Source organism: Actinophytocola sp. (genome assembly GCF_036402745.1).
Taxonomy (GTDB): Bacteria; Actinomycetota; Actinomycetes; order Mycobacteriales; family Pseudonocardiaceae; genus Actinophytocola.
In genome coordinates, this window is record NZ_DASWSJ010000288.1 from 1 (window position 1) to 17,477 (window position 17,477).

Genomic DNA, 17,477 nt, shown 5'->3' on the forward strand with positions numbered 1-17,477 from the left:
GTCACCATCGGCCGTCCGCCCGGTCGCCCGGCCGAGGCAAGCGACCGCCAACCCGACGCGCGACGAACCGGAACCCGCCACGACGCCACCATCCCTGGTGCAGCTGGCGCCGGCCAGGTACGCCACCCGACCGGCCGTCAACCTGGTCCCGGATGACCGACAGGTCGTCGACCTGAGCGAGGTGGACACCTCCGCGGGCGTCGCCGGGTTCCTGTCCTGGCTGGCGACCGCCCGCAACGGCGGTGACGGCGGTGACGGCGGTGACGGTGGCGGTGACAACGGCGGTGGCGGTGGAGAACCACCCGACCACCCCTACGTCGAGCCGCCAGACGACCCGACCGAAGAACATCCACAGTGGACACTGGAGGACATCCTCGAACTCCTGGGTGACGACCCGCCCCGACGGTGGATGGACCTGGACGACGTCGACCACTTCACGGAGATGGCCAACCGGATCTACAACGAGCTCTCCGCCCGACTGCGGTTCGACATCCTGGTCGAGCGCGAGCGGTCCGGCTCACTCATGGACCTCGGCTGAGGAGCGCGGCGATGACACAACCGAGCACACAGGGCGCGGTCGGGCTCGATCTCGCCATGTCGCACCGTTTCCTGCTGACCGCCGGGTCGCGCAGCCTGGGGTCGTGGACAAAAGTGTCCGGCCTGTCGGTGAAGTGGGACCTGGCCGACCACCGGGTGGGTGACTCCGACCAGTACTTCAAGTACGCGGCCGTGCCGAAGTACGACCGGCTCAAGATCAGCCGCGCCGCCGAGGAGACGGGCACCGCCGCGGTGCAGGAATGGCTGGCGGAGGTGAAGACGAGCGGCGGGATCCCCGAGGAGGGCGGGATCTCGATTCTCACCTCCGCCGGCGCGCCGGTGGCCGTCTGGACGCTGCGGGAGATGTTCCCGATCTCCTGGAGCATCAGCGACTTCGACGCCAGCACGTCCAAGGTCGCGGTGGAGACCCTGGAGATCGTCTACTCCGGGTTCATCGTGCCCGCGGCCCGGTTCGGTCGCTGAGCAGGAAAGGAGGACGCCATGACACAGGCGCTCGGCCTCGAAATGCGGTTCCACGTGCAGGTCGACGGGATCGACCTGGGCAGCTGGTCGTCGTGCAAGGGCCTGGAGGTGAAGGTGAAGCTGGAGGAGATGTTCGACCCGGGGGACTACAGCCACAAGCGGATCCTGTTCGCCGACGTGGAGTACGGGCGCGTCAAGCTGGAACGCGCGGTGGATGCCGCCGCCTCGCCCGCGGTGCGGGCCTGGCTGGCCGACAAGCTGAGCCCCTGGAGCCAGCCCGGCTCGCTGCCGAGCCCGCTGCAGATGTTCGCCGGCGCCGGGACCGCCACGATCACCCTGCTCGACGCCGCCTGGCAGGCGGTGTGTTCCTGGACGCTGCGCAACGTCTACCCGTCCGGCTGGACCGGTCCGACGCTCTCGGCCAGCTCGAAGAACGTGGCGGTCGAACAGCTCGAGCTCGCACACGAGGGGTTCCTGTGAGCGTCTTCTCCCGGGTCGCCGGCGTCGCGCTGACCGCGGGGAGCATGGCGTCCGGCAACGCGAAGGCGATGCTGGTCCCCGAGAGCTTCGGCATGCCGGTCATCTTCGACATCAACCCCAAGACCATCAAGGTGAAGCGCAAGGCCAAGAGCCAGGGCAACAACGGCACGATCAACAACGCGCTCGCACAGACGGTGAAGACCACCGGCCCGATCCAGTTCGAGCTCGAGGACGCCCGCCTCATCGGCGCGCTGAGCACCCGGTCGTCGGTCGACACGCTGATGGAGTGGGCGGAGCCCGCGCCGAGCCTCACGCTGAGGAACATCGCCGGCGCCGCCTTCGGTGCGGCGGCCGGGACCGCGTCGAGCGCCGCGTCGACCGCCGCCTCGGTGGTCGGTGGGGCCGCCGCCAGCACGCCGCTGACCAGAACACCCGGCATCGGCGGGTTCTCGATGGTCAAGGTCTACGAGCTGCCGGTGCTGCTGTTCATGTGGGGCATCGGCGGTCCCGCCGGCGGCGGCGCCAAGGTGCAGCTGACCGACGTGAAGGCCACCTACACCAGGTTCGACTGGACCGGCATGCCCGTCATGGCGAAGGTCAACATGACGCTCGAGATGTACGAGCCGGAGCCGCCCTTCACCAACCCGTCCTCCGGCGGCGTGCCCGGCCGCTCCCGGCACCTGCTCGCCGACGGCGAGAGCGTCGTCGGGGTGGCGACCGCCAAGTACGGCACGCCCAACGCGTGGCGGGCGGTCGCGCGGGCCAACGGGCTCGACGACCCGCTGCGGGTCCGGTCGGGTCAGATGCTGCACCTGCCGGGACCGACCGAGCTCGACGTGGAGGCCGACACATGACCATCAGCGGGATGTTCTCGCCCAACCCCGTCGCGAACGCGGAACCGTCCGTGCGTGCGACGGTGCTGGTGAACTCCACGCCCTTGCAGTCCGCTGTGGACAGCCGGATCACGCGGGTGGTGGTGGACAACGACGTGCTGCTGCCCGGCATGGCCGAGGTGACCTTTCTGGACAGTGACGGCGCGACGATGCGCCTGTCCGGCATCCAGATCGGGTCGCAGCTCACGGTCGTCGGCGGTGCCGCGAACGGCGCCGGCGTCGGCCAGCCGCTCATCGTCGCCGAGGTCACCTCCATCGAAGGGCTGATCGACGGGCTCACGGTGAAGACCGTGGTGCGTGGCTACTCCGGCGCGCATCGCCTGCAGCGCGCAAGACGCAGCCGCAGCTTCCTCAACGTCACCGACGCCGACGTGGCGCGCCAGCTCGCGGTCGCGGCCGGACTCGGCATCGGCATGATCGTCCCGACCGCCACCACCCACGCCTACCTGCCGCAGGTGAACCAGACCGACTGGGAGTTCCTTTCCGCCCGCGCCAAGGAGATCGGCTACGAGGTCGGGGTGACGAACGGGCTGTTCCACTTCCGGCCGTCGGGTGACTCGCTCGCGTCCGCCGGCGGGGGACTGAAGGGCATGGCGATCAGCATGGCGTCGGCCGCACTGTCGGCGGCCACCGGCGCGACCGTGTCGTTCCCGGCCTCGCTACTGAGCTTCCGGCCCCGGGTCACCGCCGGCAACCTGACACCCGACGTGGAGGTGCGGGTCTGGGACCCGATGACGCGCCAGGCGTACGCGCAGCCGGCGAACCTGCCCGCCGGCCCGCCGCCGAGCCCGGCCAACTTCGGCGGGCAGTTCTCCACGGGGCTGGCCGCGGTGGGCAACGCGTTGCTGGCCGGTGACATCAGCGGCGCGGCCGGTGCGGCGGTCACCGCCGGGGTGAGCCGGGCCACCGAGGCGGCGGCCGGCATGGCGAGCGGCGGGCTCGGCGGTGTCGTCGGCTCCCCGGTCGGCTACCTGGGGCCGGCGCCGAGCCGGACCGCGCACGTGATGGTGGACCGCCCGCTGGCCGACGCGACGACCATGGCGACCACCGGACCGATGGTCGCGGCCGCACTGGGGTCCGCGCTCGGCGGCACCTACGCCGAGGCGGAGGGGGCGGCCAAGGGCGACCCCGCCATCCAGCCGGGCACCATGCTCACCGTCGAGGGCGTGCCGGACCCGTTCGCCGGTCAGTGGCGGGTCTCCCGTGCCAGGCACATCTTCGACGACAGCGAACACGGCTACCGCACGGTGTTCTCCGCACACGGCGGCCAGGACCGCACGATGCTCGGGCTGACCAGCAAGTCGGCCGCCCGGCCAGCGCACCGGGCCACCATCGACGGAGTGGTCTGCGGGGTGGTGAGCAACTGCGCCGACCCGCTCGGCAAGGGCCGGGTCAAGGTCACGCTGCCGTGGCTCGCCCCGGACTTCGAGACCGACTGGGCGCCCAACGTGCAGTTCTGCTCGGGCCAGCGCGGCGGCGCCATGTTCATGCCCGAGGTCGGCGACGAGGTGCTGCTGTCCTTCGAGCTCGGCGACCCGCGCCGGCCGTACGTGCTCGGCGCGATGATGAACAACCTCACCCAGTGGAACGTGTCCGCCGCCGGCCCGATCGCGGCCGGCGGCCTCGCCGGGCTCGGCGAGGCGGGCGCGATGATCGCGGGTCAGCTGGCCGGCGCGGCGATCGGCGGCGCCCTGCTGGGGCCGGCGGGCGGCCTCATCGGCGGGGCGATCGGCTCCCAGGCGGGCGCGAGCGTGATGAACGACGTGTCCCAGTCCCTCGACGGCAGCGTGCTCGCGCCGGGCATGCTCACCGAGATCCACCACCGGGGCATCGTCTCCAGCACCGGCAACGCTCTGGTGTTCTACGACGTGCCGCCGCCGCTCGAACCGCCGAGCGTGCCCGAGGTGGCCGGCGCGGCCGGCATCTCGACCGGGCTCGACGCCGGCGGCGGGACCGGGCCGGCCGCCGCGGCGACGCCCTCGATGGTGCCGCCGCTGAGCTCGGCGGTGCGGCTCGGCTCGCAGAAGGGCGAGATCGGCGTCACCGTCGACCAGGTCAACGGCGGGGTGAGCATCAGCGCGGCGCCGGTGCCCGGGGTGACCACCATGCCGGTGCCGAACATCAACATCTCGGCACAGAACGGGTTCGTCAACATCGGCGCCGGTGCCAGCGGCACGATGATGATCGACGGCGGGATGAACCTGATCATCAAGTCCACCACCGCGGTGACGATCCAGGCGCCGACGATCAACCTGCTCGGCCTGCCGCTCGTCAACGGCGTGCCCATCCCTCTCTGACCCTGGAGTCCACAGTGGAGCATGACTTCGTCGGCCGAGGCTGGTCGTTCCCGTTCGACGTGACGGCCAACGGCACCATCGCCACCGTCGGTGGCACCCGCAAGCTGGAGCAGGCCATGAGCCTGGTGCTGTCGACGTATCCGGGTGAGCGGCCGTTCCGGCCCAAGTTCGGCTCGCGGCTGCGGGACTTCGTCTACGAGGCGGCCTCGGACCTCGTGTTCGCCCGGATCCAGCACGAGGTGCGGGAGAGCCTCGCGATGTGGGAGCCGCGATCAGCCGTCTTCGAGGTGACGGTGCGCCCGGCACAGGGTCAGGAAAACCTGCTGTACATCGACATCACCTACGTGATCAAGGGCGAGAACGACCAACGCAACCTGGTTTTCCCCTTCTACACGATTCCCGAGGAAGGCAGCGACTGATGGTTCTGCCCGCCCCTGAGCTCGACGACCGCCGGTTCCAGGAGTTCGTCGACGACGCGAAGCGGTACGTCCAGCGCCGGTGTCCCGAGTGGACGGACCACAACGTGTCCGACCCCGGGGTCACCCTGATCGAGACGTTCGCCTTCATGACCGAGCAGCTGTGCTACCGGCTCAACCGGGTGCCGGACCGGCTCTACGTGAAGTTCCTCGAGCTGCTCGGCGTGCGGATGCTGCCGCCGACGCCCGCGCGGGTGCCGGTGACCTTCTGGCTGTCCACGCCGGCGCACAGCCCCCTCGTGATCCGGGCCGGCACGAAGGTCGCGACCACGCGGACCGACAGCGACGAGGCGGTGGTGTTCTCCACCATGGCCGACCTGACGGTGGTGCCGACCGGGATCAGCGCGGTCCGCCGGATCACCACCGAGGGTGTCGGCAGTGAGAACGAGACCACCGCGTTCGAGCTCGGTGAGACGTTCGCCGCGTTCAGCGAGCCGCCCCGGCTCGACGACGCGCTGCTGATCGGGCTGCGCGACCCGGCGCCGGGCTGCGCGGTCCGCGTCGACTTCGACGGCGTGACCGAGGGCGTTGGCGTCAACCCGCAGCACCCGCCGCTGGTGTGGGAGGCGTGGACCGGCGCCGGCTGGACCGAGTGCGAGGTCACCACGGACGAGACCGGCGGGCTCAACCAGTCCGGCCGGGTCGTGGTGCACGTCCCACCGACCCACGAGGTGCGGCTCATCGACGAGCAACGGGCCGGCTGGCTGCGGGTTCGGGTGATCGAGCCGCTGCCTGGCCAACCCACCTACAGCGCCTCGCCGATCGTGCGCGGCCTGGCCGCGGGCACGGTCGGTGGCGCCACCGAGGCGGTGCACGCCGAGATCCACGAGTTCGAGGAGGTCGGCGAGTCGGACGGGATCCCGGGGCAGCGCTACCGGCTGGCGCGGACCCCGGTGCTGGCCGGCGCGTTCGAGGCGGCCGTCGAGGTCGGCACCGACACCGGGTGGGAACGCTGGACGCAGGTGGAGAACTTCGCCGCCAGCAAGCCGGACGACCGGCACATCGTGGTCGACGGGGTCGCCGGCGAGGTCGAGTTCGGGCCCGCGGTGCGCACCGAGGACCGCGCGCTGCGCCAGTACGGGGCGGTGCCGCCGCCGGGCGCGGTGATCCGGATGAGCCGGTACTACAGCGGTGGCGGGGTGCGGGGCAACGTCGCGCGCCGCGCGATCAACACCCTCAAGAGCTCGATCCCGTTCGTGTCCGGGGTGGTGAACCTGCACCCGGCGCACGGCGGGGTCGACGGCGAGACCCTCGACGAGGCCAAGGCCCGCGGACCGATCATGCTGCGGACCCGCAGCCGCGCGGTCACCGCCGAGGACTACGAGGCGATCGCCCGCGAGGCCGCGCCGGAGGTGGCGCGGGTGCACTGCCTCACCGCCGGCGAGGACGACGTCTCGCACGGCGCGGTCAAGGTCCTGGTGGTGCCGGCCGCGGCGCAGCGGGGCGGCCGGATCCCGTTCGCGGACCTGGTGCCCTCGGCCGACACACTCGAACGCATCGGCAGCCGCCTCGACGACGTGCGGCTCGTCGGCACCCGGGTGATGGTCGAGCCGCCGAGGTACCGGGGCATCACCGTGGTCGCGCGGCTGGTGGCCCGCACCCGCCTGGACCCCGACGAGATCAGGGAACGGGCACTGGCCGGGCTGTACGCGTTCCTCAACCCGTTGACCGGCGGCGAGGACGGCACCGGCTGGCCGTTCGGCCGGCGGGTCAGCCACGGCGAGATCTTCGCGCTGCTCCAGTCCGTGCGCGGCGTGGACGTGGTGGAGGACCTGCGGATGTACGGCGCCAACCCGGTCACCGGGGAGCGCGGCGCCGAGGTGACCAGGCTGCCGGTCGGGATGGGCGGCCTCGCCTACTCCTACGACCACCAGGTCCGGGTGGAGCGGTCATGACCCCCCTTGTGTCGACCTCAAGGTCACACCAGGCCCCGGTCTCCCCAACCGCACCTCAGGGGAACGTGACGCAAACCAGCCACAAGCACGTGACCAAACAGAACCTTCCGTCCCCCAACGCAACCACGACTTTTGATTCCGGGGAGGCGGACCAGTCATGACCACCACTCTGCCGGCCACTTTGCCGAGCCCGTACCCCTTGATCCGCTACCTGCCCTCGGTGTTCGGCGACGACCCGTTCGCCGTCCGGTTCACCGCCGCCTTCGACGACGTGCTCGCGACCATGGTCAACCCGATCGACTGCGTGCACGCCTACATCGACCCGCTGCTCGCGCCGGAGCCGTTCGTCCGCTGGCTCGCCAGCTGGCTCGGTGTGGTGCTCGACGAGAGCTGGCCGCTGAGCGCGCGGCGCGCGGTGATCGCCGAGGCGGTGGACCTGTTCCGGATGCGCGGCACGATGGCCGGCCTGCGCCGTCACCTCGACGTGGTCGTCGACGGTGACGTGGCGGTCGTCGAGAGCGGCGGGGTGTCGGTGTCCGTGCGGCCCCGGCCGGACCCGCCGACCGATGTCGAGCACTGGGTGCGGGTGCAGGTGCGGCCGCGGTACGTGGGCGCCGTGTCGGAGGCCGCCGTCGAGGCCGTGATCCGAGCGGCGAAACCGGTGCACGTGGTGCACAGCCTGGAGGTGATCCCGTGATCGTCTGCACGATGTGCGGCAACCACAACGACGACGTCAGCGCGTTCTGCGGGGACTGCGGCCGGTTCCTCGAGTGGAACGGGGAGAAGCTGGCCCCGCCACCGGAGGTCGTGGTCGTGGTGGAGGAGCCACCGTCGACCCCGACCGTGCGGCTGCCGTGGTGGCGGCGCGGGTGGGTCAGGATGACGTCCTGGCTGCCCAACCGGACCTTTGTGGAGCCACGACGGTCGACCGTGACCGCGGTCGCGTCCTGGGCCGGCGAGTCGGCGCCGCCACCACCTCCGGAGGTGGTGGCGACCCCGGCGGCGCCGGCCGCGAAACCACCCCCACCGCCGCCCGGCGCGAAACTGCCGCCCCCGCCACCGGGTGCCAAAGCGCCACCACCACCCCCGGGCGCCAAAGCACCGCCGCCTCCTGGCGGGAAGGCCCCACCACCGCCACCTGGCGGGAAGGCCCCACCGCCGCCTGGTGCGAAAGCGCCACCACCGCCACCTGGTGCGAAGGCGCCACCTCCGCCGCCAGGTGCGAAAGCGCCACCGCCGCCGCCCGGCGTGAAGCCGGCCGCAGCGACGCAGGTCGAGGAGAAGCCTGCGCCGGACCCGACCCTCGTGGCCGCGCTGGCCGTGCCGGTCGCCGGGGCCGCGGCGAACCGGTTCGACGAGAACCCGCCGGAGGTCAAGCCGGCGCCGGTGATCAAGAAGACCCGGGCGGTCGTCCGGACGAAGCCGAGCCGCCGGCTGGAGCCCGGCGACCTGGTCTGCGCGACCTGCGGTGAGGGCAACGCGGAGACCCGCAACTTCTGCAGCCGGTGCGGGGAGACCCTCGCCGACGCCGGGGTGGTGCGGGAGAAGTGGTGGCGCCGGCTGTTCCGGCGGCGCAAGCACCATCCCGCCGGCACCCGGCCCGGCCAGAAGGGCACCCGGGAACACCGTGCCTTCCTCAGAAACCTCGGGCTGCGCCGGGTCCGTGCCGTGCTGCTCGTCTTCGTCGTGCTGCTCACGGTGGTCTTCGCGGTGTACCCGCCGCTGCGGGCGACCGTGCGCGACAACGCGGTCGCGCTGTACCGCAAGGTCGTGCCCACACTCGAGCCCATCCGGCCGATCGCGGTCAACGCGACCGGGGCGCTGCCGGGGCACAAGTCGGAGCTGATGTGGGACACCTACGACAACACGTACTGGTCCGCCGACTTCGGCCAGCGGCGGGTGTCGGTGACCTTCCGGTTCGCCGACAGCTACCTGTTGCGCAGCATCATCCTGCACGCGGGCGCCAGCGACGCGTTCGCGGCCAACGGGCGCCCTTCGATCCTCCGGTTGACCTACAACACCAGGAAGAGCGAGAACGTCCTGCCCCAGGACACGAACCGCGAGCAGACGCTCGACCTCAAGAACACCACCCTGATCAGCTCGGTCACCGTCGACGTCGCCGACGTCTACGGCGGCGCGGAGGCGGCCACGGTGGCGATCAGCGAGATCGAGTTCTTCGCACTCAAGTGACGCTCACGCGTCGTCGGCGAGCAGGGTCTGGCAGGCGAGCCGCATGCGTAGCGCGGCGGCGTGGCTGCCGGCCCGGTCCCTGGCCTCCGACATGATCATCCAGCTGCGGGTGTCCAGCTCGTCGATGGCCAGCGCCCGCTCACACGCCTCGACCGCGGCGCCCGCGTCGCCGCGGTCGAGTGCGCGGCGGGCCAGCGCGACGGCGACCCCGACCGCCTGGCTCCGGACCGCCTCCCGGCGGGCGAGCACCCACTCGGCCGGGCCCTCCTCGACGAGCAGCTCACCCCCGTAGAGGTCGAGCACCCGGTAGCCGGCGTCGGTGCTCGTGGTCGCCCGCCACCGGTCCATCGCGCCGGCGAACTCGATCAGGTCGACCGCGCTCCCCGGCGGCAGCCGGAGCAGGTAGGCGCTGCCGTGCCGGACGATGCCGTACGCGGTGTCGTCGCTGTCGTTGAGCCGGTCGTGCAGCAGCGTGCGCAGGCTGGAGATGGCCACGTGGAGCCGGTGCTTGGCCTGCTTGAGCGACGAGTCCGGCCACAGTGCGGTCACCAGGCGCTCGTCGTGCACGGGCTGGCCGCAGTTCATCGCCAGCACCCGCAGGACCACGCGCGCCTGCGCGCGCAGCCCGCCCAGCTCGACGTCGGCGCCGGACACGGTGATGGCGAACCGGCCGAGACAGCGCACCGCCACCGGTGCGGCCGGCGTCTCGACCGCGGTGAGCGCCGGCGGCGCCGGCGGCCGGATCGGCGCGCGGAACACGACCAGCAGGCTGTCGTGATGGCGGATGGTGCGCCGCAGCGCGGGATCGGTCAGCAGCTGGTCCAGCTCCGCCTGGTACCGGGCCAGCCGCGGGTCACCCAGCCGCGCCAGCTCGTCGCACAGGAACTTGGTGAACCAGCTCTGGGGGACCCGCATGCCGTGCCGCGCGGTCAGCTCCAGGAGGAACAGCAACACGTCGAGGGCGTCCGGCCCGAACCGCAGCTTCGCGATGGTCAGCACGAACCCGGCGATCAGCGCACCCCAGTCGTCGTCGCTGTCGCGGCACTCGTCGAGGACCGTCTCGGCCTCGGCGATCCGGTCCGCGTCCACCAGTGACATCGACGCACGGGCGAGCCGCGCGAGCCACATCCACCCGGTCCGCTCCGCGGCCGTGGCCAGCTCGACGAACCCGGCGACACTGCCCTGCCCCAGCGCCATGGCCGCGACCGCCTCCGCGGTGATCCGGCCGGCCAGCGGGACGAACGAGGACCGGTCGTCGGGCAGCTCCTTGGACAGGCTCAGCACGAGCGCGGGGTCGCCGTCCAGCACCGCGGCCACCATCCGCGCGATGGTCCACGACGGGGTGAGCGCGGGCACGCCGCGGGCCAGCAACCGCGCCGGGCTGCTGCGCCCTGCCTCGGCGATGTACGCGCTGACGTCGTCGACCAGCGGGTCGCCGACGCGGTCGCCGGACCCGAGCCAGGTCGCGACCGCGGACCGCTCCAACGAGCACTGCCAGCGCAGCCGGGGGTCGGTCAGCCGGTCCTCCGCGTCCAGGTAGCGGTCGAACGCGGGGCCGAACTTGCCCTGCCCGCGTAACCGCCGGGCGTCGGCGAGGGCGACCCACGGATCGTCGTCGAACAGGATCGCCGGCAGCTGGCTGGACACCCCGAGCCCACTGGAGTGGGCGCTGAAGCGGTGCAGCACCTCGGAAGCGCTCAGCCAGTCGTCCGCACGGGCGTGGCTGCGGAACGACTCCGGCCAGTGGCCGGCGGCGCTCAGGTGCACCGCCGCCGTCCGGTACGCGCGGCGGGTCAGGTGCGTGCCGAGCCGCTCGGCGAGCAGCTGCTCGAGGTACTGCTGCAGCAGTACGTGGAACCGGTAGGCGCCTCTCTGGTTGTCCACCGGGAAGGTGAACGCCTGCCGGGCGGCGAGCTCGGTGAGCACCGACTGGCTGTCCGCCCGGTCCAGCGCGAGGTCGCACAACGCGCCGTCGAGCACCCCGAGCGGGACCGCGTCCACCACGAACTCACGCAGCGCGGCCGGCAGCGGCTCGAGCACCTGGGTCATGAGGAACTCGGTCACCCTGGCGGAGCCGATGGCGGGTCTGGTGAACGTGGCCGTGCGCTCGGCGTCGTGCATCAGCACGGTCTCCAGGTGCATCAACCGGATCGCCATGGGCAGCCCCTCGACCCGCGTGCACAGCGCCGCGGCCGTCTCCGGGGTGAGCTGGACCCGGTAGACCGTGCGGAAGAGCTCCTCGACCTCCCAGGTCCGCATCCGCAGGTCCGCGTAGTCGACGCGGGGCACGGCCATGCCGCGCAGGGCCGGCACCCGGGTGTCGCGGCCGGCGAGGACGAACGACACCGCGGCCGGGGCGTCCCGGATCAGCTCCGCCAGCGCGGACTCCGCGGGCGTGCCGGTGAGCTGGTCGACGTCGTCGACGTGCAGCACCACCGGCGCCCGGGCCGACCCGACGTCGAGCAGGTCCAGCACGGCCGCCACCCCGGTGCTGGCGTCCGGACCGCCGAGGAGCCGTGCGAGCCGGCCGGTGAACCCCGCCGCCGAGCCGTCGCCGCTCGCCGACACCAGCGGGTCGCCGGTGCGGGCGGCGTGCTGGCGCAGCAGCACCGTCTTGCCCGCACCGGCCGGCGCCACCACCTGTGCCACCCGGGACGAGGTGATCGTGGCCAGCTTGCCGAGCGGTATCTCCCGGCGGAGCAACCCGTCCGGCCGTTCGGGCGAGCGATGTCTTCGCGGAAGGGGGACAGCGGCAGGGTCTTTGATCACGACTGCCAGTCTGCGAGCGTGGGTCGGCACTGTCATGAGGCAGTTCGCCCACCGCGGACGGTGCGGAATGGGCGAAGCGCACAGCCGATGCGGAATCCGTTACGGCATCGTGCTTCTACCGTGGATTCGTGGTTACCAGGCTACTCCGGTTGAGTGATTGCGCCCGACGGCGGGGCCGGGTCAGGACCGGCAGCCAGGGCAGTGCGCCTTGCCCCGGGGTGTCGCCGCGGCCGGTCCGTCGAGCTGTCCGTCGCCCGGCTGACCCGGTGCCGGTGTTCCCGCATGCTGTCGACATGGCAGTCAGCGCGATCCTCCGCGTCACCGAGGTCACGGTCGCGCCCGGTGGGGCCGGCCGTTGCCATGTGCTGGTGCGCAACAACTCGGTCGTGGTCGACCAGTTCGTGTTCGCCGTGCGCGGGGACGTGTCGGACTGGACGCAGGTCAAGCCGGCGCGGGTCAACCTGATGCCCAACCAGGAGGTCAGCGTCGAGCTGACGTTCAACCCGCCCCGCGCCGCCGGCGTGCTCGCCGGCCGGCACCCGTTCGCCCTCCAGGCGTCCTCGCGGGAGGACCCCGGCGGGTCGGTGGTGCAGGAAGGCGTGGTGATCGTCGAGAAGTTCACCGACGTCGTCGCCCAGGCCGTGCCGGTCACCTCGACCGGCCGGCGCGCCGGCCGGCACACCCTCGCGGTGGACAACCTCGGCAACCACGAGCACGGGGTGGAGGTCGTCGCCACCGACCCCGATCTGCGGCTGGACTTCCGCGTCCGGCCGAGGGCGCCCCGGCTGACACCGGGCAGTGCCACGTTCGTGCGGATCAAGGCCAAGCCACGCAAGTACTTCTGGAAGGGCCCCGACCGGTCGATGCCGTTCGAGGTGAAGGTCCTCGCGCCGGGGGCCGAGCCGGTGGCGGTCGACGCCACCATGGTGCAGCGGGCGCTCGTGCCGCGCCGGTTGTTCTGGCTGCTGTCGGCGTTGCTGGTGCTGGTGATCCTGGCGTCAATCCTGATCATGGCACTGCTGCGGCAGCGGCCGGTGTCGATCGCGGGGCCGGCGCCGCTGACCGTGCCCATGTCGGCCAGTGCGACCTCGACCACCCCGTCGGCGCCGACGACGAGCAGCTCGGCACCGGCGCGCACGAGCGCGCCCCGCTCGGCGACCGGCGGCGCCGGCGGCAGCACCCGGGGCAACACCGGGTCCACCGCCGGGTCCACCACCGTCACCACCCCGTTCGTCGTCCGCGCCGACGCCTCGCCGGGGTTCGGTGGCCGGCCACAGCTGTTCTCCTACGTGGTGCCCGCGCAGCGACGGCTGCGGGTGCTCTCGGTGGTGCTGAGCGGTCCGGCCGGCGACACCGGTCGGGTCGAGGTGCGGCACGGTGACACCGTCCTCGCGAACGTCGACCTGGCCGCGCTCGGCGGCGCGGGTGTGCGGCACACCTTCTCCAACCCGCCGCTGGCCGAACCCGGCGAGAGGATCACCCTGGCGGTCTATTGCGGAAACGCGGACCGGTCCTGCACTCCGGAAGGAGACTTCACCGCGGCACTGGTGCGTTGAGCGGTCAACAGAGCGGTGTTGACGTCTCGTTGAGCCCCCTTCGGATACTGAGCTCATCGCCCATTACCCGAAGGGAAGTCCCATGTCGCACCGAACTGACGTCTACGTCACCGCGACCGACCCGATCCTGCGGACCGGTGTCAGCTCCCAGCTGCGTGGGCGGCCGGAGGTGACGGTGCTGTCCGCGCCGGGCACGGACTCGGCGTCGGTGTGCGTGGTGGTCGCGGACGTGCTCGACGAGACCGCGCTGCGGCTGGTGCGGGAGACCCGCGCCGCCGGCACCGGCAGCGTCGTCGTCGTACTGTCCATTGTGGATGACACGGCGCTGTTCTCGGCGATCGAGGCCGGCGCGTGCGGGCTCGTGCCGAGATCCGAGGCCACCCCGGAGCGCCTGGTGGACGCGGTGCGCAAGGCCGCCGCGAAGGGCGGGGTGCTGTCCCCGGCGCTGGTCGGCCGGCTGCTCGGCCAGGTCAACAGACTCCAGAACCAGGTGCTGACCCCGAAGGGGGTGCGGTTCTCGGGGCTCTCCGACCGGGAGGCGACCGTGCTGCGCATGGTGTCGCAGGGCATGGAGGTGCGGGAGATCGCCGAGGAGCTGCGTTACTCCGAGCGGACCATCAAGAACACCATGCACGACGTCGTCGCCCGGTTCCAGCTCAGGAACCGGACCCACGCGGTCGCGTTCGCCATGCGCGAGGGGATGATCTGACCGGCCGGACATCTGTCCCGTATTCGGCCGTTCCGACGTGACCCTTCCGACGTTGGCTCGTTAGTCGGGTGCGTTCGAACGAAAATCCTCCGGTACAACGTCGTCCGGCGGCCGCGTCGTGTCCCGAGCGCTGGTTCGGCGCATGCGAGGAGTACGCGACGATGACGATCACGTTGGCCCGATTATTGTCCGCCGGTTTCCTGCCGGGCCACGCGGTCGTGGGGGACAGCTGGATGCTCCGGTCGCCGGTCGGGTCGGTGGTCGTCGCGCCGGACGTCGCGTCGGTCGCCTCGGTCAAGTCGCTTGCGCTGGTGGTCTTCCCGCGGACCGCGCTCGGCGGGGAGGAGCACGAGCACCGGACCTGCGTGGCGATCCGGATGGCGGCCCGGCGCGACATCGTCGGCCTCGTGCTGAACCGGCCGGACGGCGTGCTGTCGGAGCGGACGCGGGCGCTGGCGAAGTCGAGCGGGGTGGCGCTGGTACTGGTCGACCAGGAGCATCCCGACCAGCTCGCACCCGCCATGGACCGGTTCGTGCGCACCCCGTACCCCCTGCGATACCAGCAGCAGGCCTCCCACTGGGCCGGTGTGGCGGACGAGGACGTGCTCGGCACCGTCGCGCATCGCCTGCGCACCGTCGGGGCCGGTCTGGAGGAGATGCTGGGCATGCTGTCCGCGACGCTGCGCAGCCAGGTCGGGCTGGTCATCGCGGGCGGGCGGGTGCTGGCCGGCGATCTGGACGAGGACGCGTTGCGGGGCCCCGGCGACGTGCTCGGCCGGCTCGCCACCGGCCGGCCGGTGGCATGGGTTCGGTCGACGCACGACGGACTGCTGCTCGCGCAACCCGTCCAGCTCACCGCCGGGGTACCGGTGAACCTGTGGCTGGTGGCCGGCATGCGGGAGATGACGGCGCCGCGGGTGCGCCTCATCGGTCAGGCGCTCGTGGTCGCGACGTGGGCGCTCGTCGCGCACCTCGCCGGTGTGGCACTCGACCTGGCCCGGCGCGACCGCGACCACCATCTGCTGCTGTCCCGGCTGCTCGACGAGGCGGACCGGCCGAGCCTGCCGTGCCTGGAACAGGCCACCGCGCTCGGCTGGCGGCTCACCGGCTGGCACACCGCGGTGCGCATCACCACCCGCCGGGTCGGTGCCGCGCTGCCGCCCGCGTCGGTCGGCGCGCTGCTGCACCGCCACCTCGCCGCGCACGGGATCGACGCGATGCCGCTCACCGGCGAGGACGACTGGACCCTGTGGACCTCTGAGCTCGAGCGGCCGCGCAACACCGACGAGGTGCGGAACAACGTGCGGCACGCGCTGCTCGCCGCGGAACGAGAACTGCCCGGCATCCGCTTGTGCGCCGGGGTGGGCGTGGCGGGGGAGGGACTGCCGGGGCTGCGCGAGTCGATGACCCAGGCCCGGGAGGCCAGCCTGCTCGCCGGCACCCGGGACACGCCCGGCGCCGTCGAGCGGCTCGGCCGCGACAGCGTCAACCGGATCCTGGTAGGCCACCACGCCGCCGGCCCGCAGCACCAGCTCGCGCAGCACCTGCTCCGGCCCCTGACCGACGCGGATCCCACCGGCCAGCTGGTGCACACCCTGGGCCGCTACCTCGACCACGAGTCGTCGGCGACCGCGACGGCCGGCGCGCTCGGCGTGCACCGGAACACCGTGCTGCAGCGGCTCGAGCGCATCCGGGTGCTGCTCGACGTCCAACTGTCCGATGTGGACCAGCGATTGGCGTTGCACCTGGCGACGCGGCTGGTCCGGATGGGCGGGACCGATGCGCGGGAGGCCGTGGACCTCGGGCGGGCCAACGTGAGCTGAGCCGGTCTCAGCCCGGAGGCACGCAGTCCTCGGGCGGTGCCGGCGCGGGTGCGCCGAGCAGGCCACCGAGCCCACCGAGCACCCCGCCGACCACACACAGGACCGACGTCAGCGGCCCGGGCGGCGCCGGGGTCGACGGCGTGCCGGTCGGCGGGACCGGTGTGCTCGGTTCGCCGGGCCGGCCGGGCGTCGGCTGGTCCGGGGCCGGTGCGGTGGGGGTGGCGACGGGCGGCGCCGGAGGAGCCGGCAGGGCGAGGTCGGGGCCCGTGCCGTCACCGGTGCTGGTCCGGTCCGGGGTGACCGGCAGGGGGCTCCCGGCGCCGTCGGGGATCGCGGTCACATCCAGTGCGTAGGACCGCATCCAGGCGAGCACCAGTCGCAGGTACGCCGGTGACCGGTTGTAGCTGAGTACCGCCTCGTTCAGGTCGGCCGGCACGGCGAGGTCGCGGTTGTTCGCGCACAGGTAGCGCCCCGCCGCCAGGCTGGCGTCGTAGACGTTGTGCGGGTTCGCCACGCCGTCGGTGTTGCCGTCGGCCGCCCACCGCGTCCAGGTGCCCGGAATGAACTGCATCGGCCCGACTGCCCTGTCCCACAACGGGTCGCCGTCGAGACGTCCGGCGTCGGTGTCGCGGATCGCCGCGAAGCCGTGGTCGCCGGCGAGCACCGGGCCCAGGATGGGCGTGAGCGTCGTCCCGGTGGCGTCGACCAGGCCGCCGCGGGCGTGCCCGGACTCGACCCGGCCGATCGCGGCGAGGAGCGCGGCGGGCAGCCGGCAGCCGGGTTGGGTGATCGCGAGACTCGTCGCGGCGCCCCGGTAGGCGGCCAGGACCGAGGCGGGCACCCCGTTGACACCGCCGGACCGGGTGAAGTCGATCGGCGCCGACCGGGGCTCGGCGGGCATGGTGGTGCCACCGGCCGACTCCGGCGCCGCCGGCCGCGCGGCGGGCGCGGGCGCGGCGCCGGGCCGCGCCCGGTCCGCGACGGGCCGGCCGGCCGAGGTCGGCACCGAGGCGGCGACCCCCATCGCGGCGACCAGCAGCGTGACGCCGGCCAGCCGCGCGGCTCGGGTGCCCGGGCCGGCGCGCCTTTTCGAAGGAATCGTGGTCACCGGTCGAGTAGAGCACCGCCGGAACTGGTTTCGCGCCTTTGCTGTCCGGCGGTGAACCGAATACGGTCCGCGCGGCCAATCGTCAGGAAATCCGTACTGTCCGCACAGGTTCCCCCAGGGGCAACGAATACCCGCGGCGCGGTCGTAGCGTTGTCGCCTGGGCTGGTAGCTGTTCTGTCAATTCGCGGGAGGCACGTGTGTCACGACATTGGCGCCAGGTGTTGACGGTCGTGCTCGCACTGTTGTGGACGACCGTTGCCG

At 72.5% G+C, this 17,477-nt stretch carries 13 protein-coding genes and 1 pseudogene; 12 read left to right on the top strand and 2 right to left on the bottom strand.

Annotated features, from left to right (window positions below):
- From VGD70_RS27250 to VGD70_RS27290, 9 genes and pseudogenes are all read left to right on the top strand, one after another.
- A pseudogene (locus tag VGD70_RS27250) lies at positions 1–538 on the top strand (hypothetical protein); the annotation flags it as partial.
- Positions 539–549: 11 nt separating this feature from the next.
- Entirely contained in the window at positions 550–1,020 is a 471-nt protein-coding gene (locus VGD70_RS27255) for a phage tail protein (protein WP_331086233.1), read from the top strand.
- 18 nt (positions 1,021–1,038) lie between these two features.
- Entirely contained in the window at positions 1,039–1,500 is a 462-nt protein-coding gene (locus tag VGD70_RS27260) for a phage tail protein (protein ID WP_331086235.1), read from the top strand.
- Positions 1,497–2,354 (top strand): hypothetical protein, encoded by an 858-nt coding sequence (locus VGD70_RS27265; RefSeq protein ID WP_331086237.1) that lies wholly within the window; start codon positions 1,497–1,499, stop codon positions 2,352–2,354. Before VGD70_RS27260 ends, VGD70_RS27265 begins: the two co-directional genes overlap by 4 nt.
- Positions 2,351–4,690 carry a phage baseplate assembly protein V gene (locus VGD70_RS27270; protein WP_331086239.1) on the top strand — a complete coding sequence of 780 codons (2,340 nt, stop codon included), beginning with the start codon at positions 2,351–2,353 and terminating at the stop codon, positions 4,688–4,690. Before VGD70_RS27265 ends, VGD70_RS27270 begins: the two co-directional genes overlap by 4 nt.
- A 14-nt stretch (positions 4,691–4,704) precedes the next feature.
- Complete coding sequence (locus tag VGD70_RS27275) at positions 4,705–5,109, top strand: GPW/gp25 family protein (protein WP_331086241.1); 405 nt, start codon at positions 4,705–4,707, stop codon at positions 5,107–5,109.
- Positions 5,109–7,061 (top strand): putative baseplate assembly protein, encoded by a 1,953-nt coding sequence (locus VGD70_RS27280; RefSeq protein WP_331086243.1) that lies wholly within the window; start codon positions 5,109–5,111, stop codon positions 7,059–7,061. Before VGD70_RS27275 ends, VGD70_RS27280 begins: the two co-directional genes overlap by 1 nt.
- A gap of 157 nt (positions 7,062–7,218) precedes the next feature.
- On the top strand, positions 7,219–7,758 hold the full coding sequence (locus tag VGD70_RS27285; RefSeq protein ID WP_331086244.1) for a phage tail protein: 540 nt from the start codon (positions 7,219–7,221) through the stop codon (positions 7,756–7,758).
- Positions 7,755–9,251 (top strand): NADase-type glycan-binding domain-containing protein, encoded by a 1,497-nt coding sequence (locus VGD70_RS27290; protein WP_331086246.1) that lies wholly within the window; start codon positions 7,755–7,757, stop codon positions 9,249–9,251. The genes VGD70_RS27285 and VGD70_RS27290 overlap by 4 nt, the downstream gene beginning before the upstream one ends.
- 3 nt (positions 9,252–9,254) lie before the next feature.
- Here the strand turns inward: VGD70_RS27290 and VGD70_RS27295 are convergent, their stop codons facing one another.
- Positions 9,255–12,020 carry an AAA family ATPase gene (locus VGD70_RS27295; protein WP_331086248.1) on the bottom strand — a complete coding sequence of 922 codons (2,766 nt, stop codon included), beginning with the start codon at positions 12,018–12,020 and terminating at the stop codon, positions 9,255–9,257.
- Between the two features lie 293 nt (positions 12,021–12,313).
- On the opposite strand from VGD70_RS27295, the gene VGD70_RS27300 reads away from it, so the two are divergent.
- From VGD70_RS27300 to VGD70_RS27310, 3 genes are all read left to right on the top strand, one after another.
- Positions 12,314–13,576 carry a hypothetical protein gene (locus tag VGD70_RS27300; protein ID WP_331086249.1) on the top strand — a complete coding sequence of 421 codons (1,263 nt, stop codon included), beginning with the start codon at positions 12,314–12,316 and terminating at the stop codon, positions 13,574–13,576.
- Positions 13,577–13,658: 82 nt separating this feature from the next.
- Complete coding sequence (locus VGD70_RS27305; RefSeq protein WP_331086251.1) at positions 13,659–14,285, top strand: response regulator transcription factor; 627 nt, start codon at positions 13,659–13,661, stop codon at positions 14,283–14,285.
- 161 nt (positions 14,286–14,446) lie between these two features.
- Positions 14,447–16,108, top strand: coding sequence for a helix-turn-helix domain-containing protein (locus VGD70_RS27310; protein ID WP_331086252.1), 1,662 nt, complete (start codon positions 14,447–14,449; stop codon positions 16,106–16,108).
- A 7-nt stretch (positions 16,109–16,115) separates the two neighbouring features.
- On the opposite strand, the gene VGD70_RS27315 is transcribed toward VGD70_RS27310, so the two are convergent.
- Positions 16,116–17,216 carry a lytic transglycosylase domain-containing protein gene (locus VGD70_RS27315; RefSeq protein WP_331086254.1) on the bottom strand — a complete coding sequence of 367 codons (1,101 nt, stop codon included), beginning with the start codon at positions 17,214–17,216 and terminating at the stop codon, positions 16,116–16,118.
- Positions 17,217–17,477: the final 261 nt, after the last annotated feature.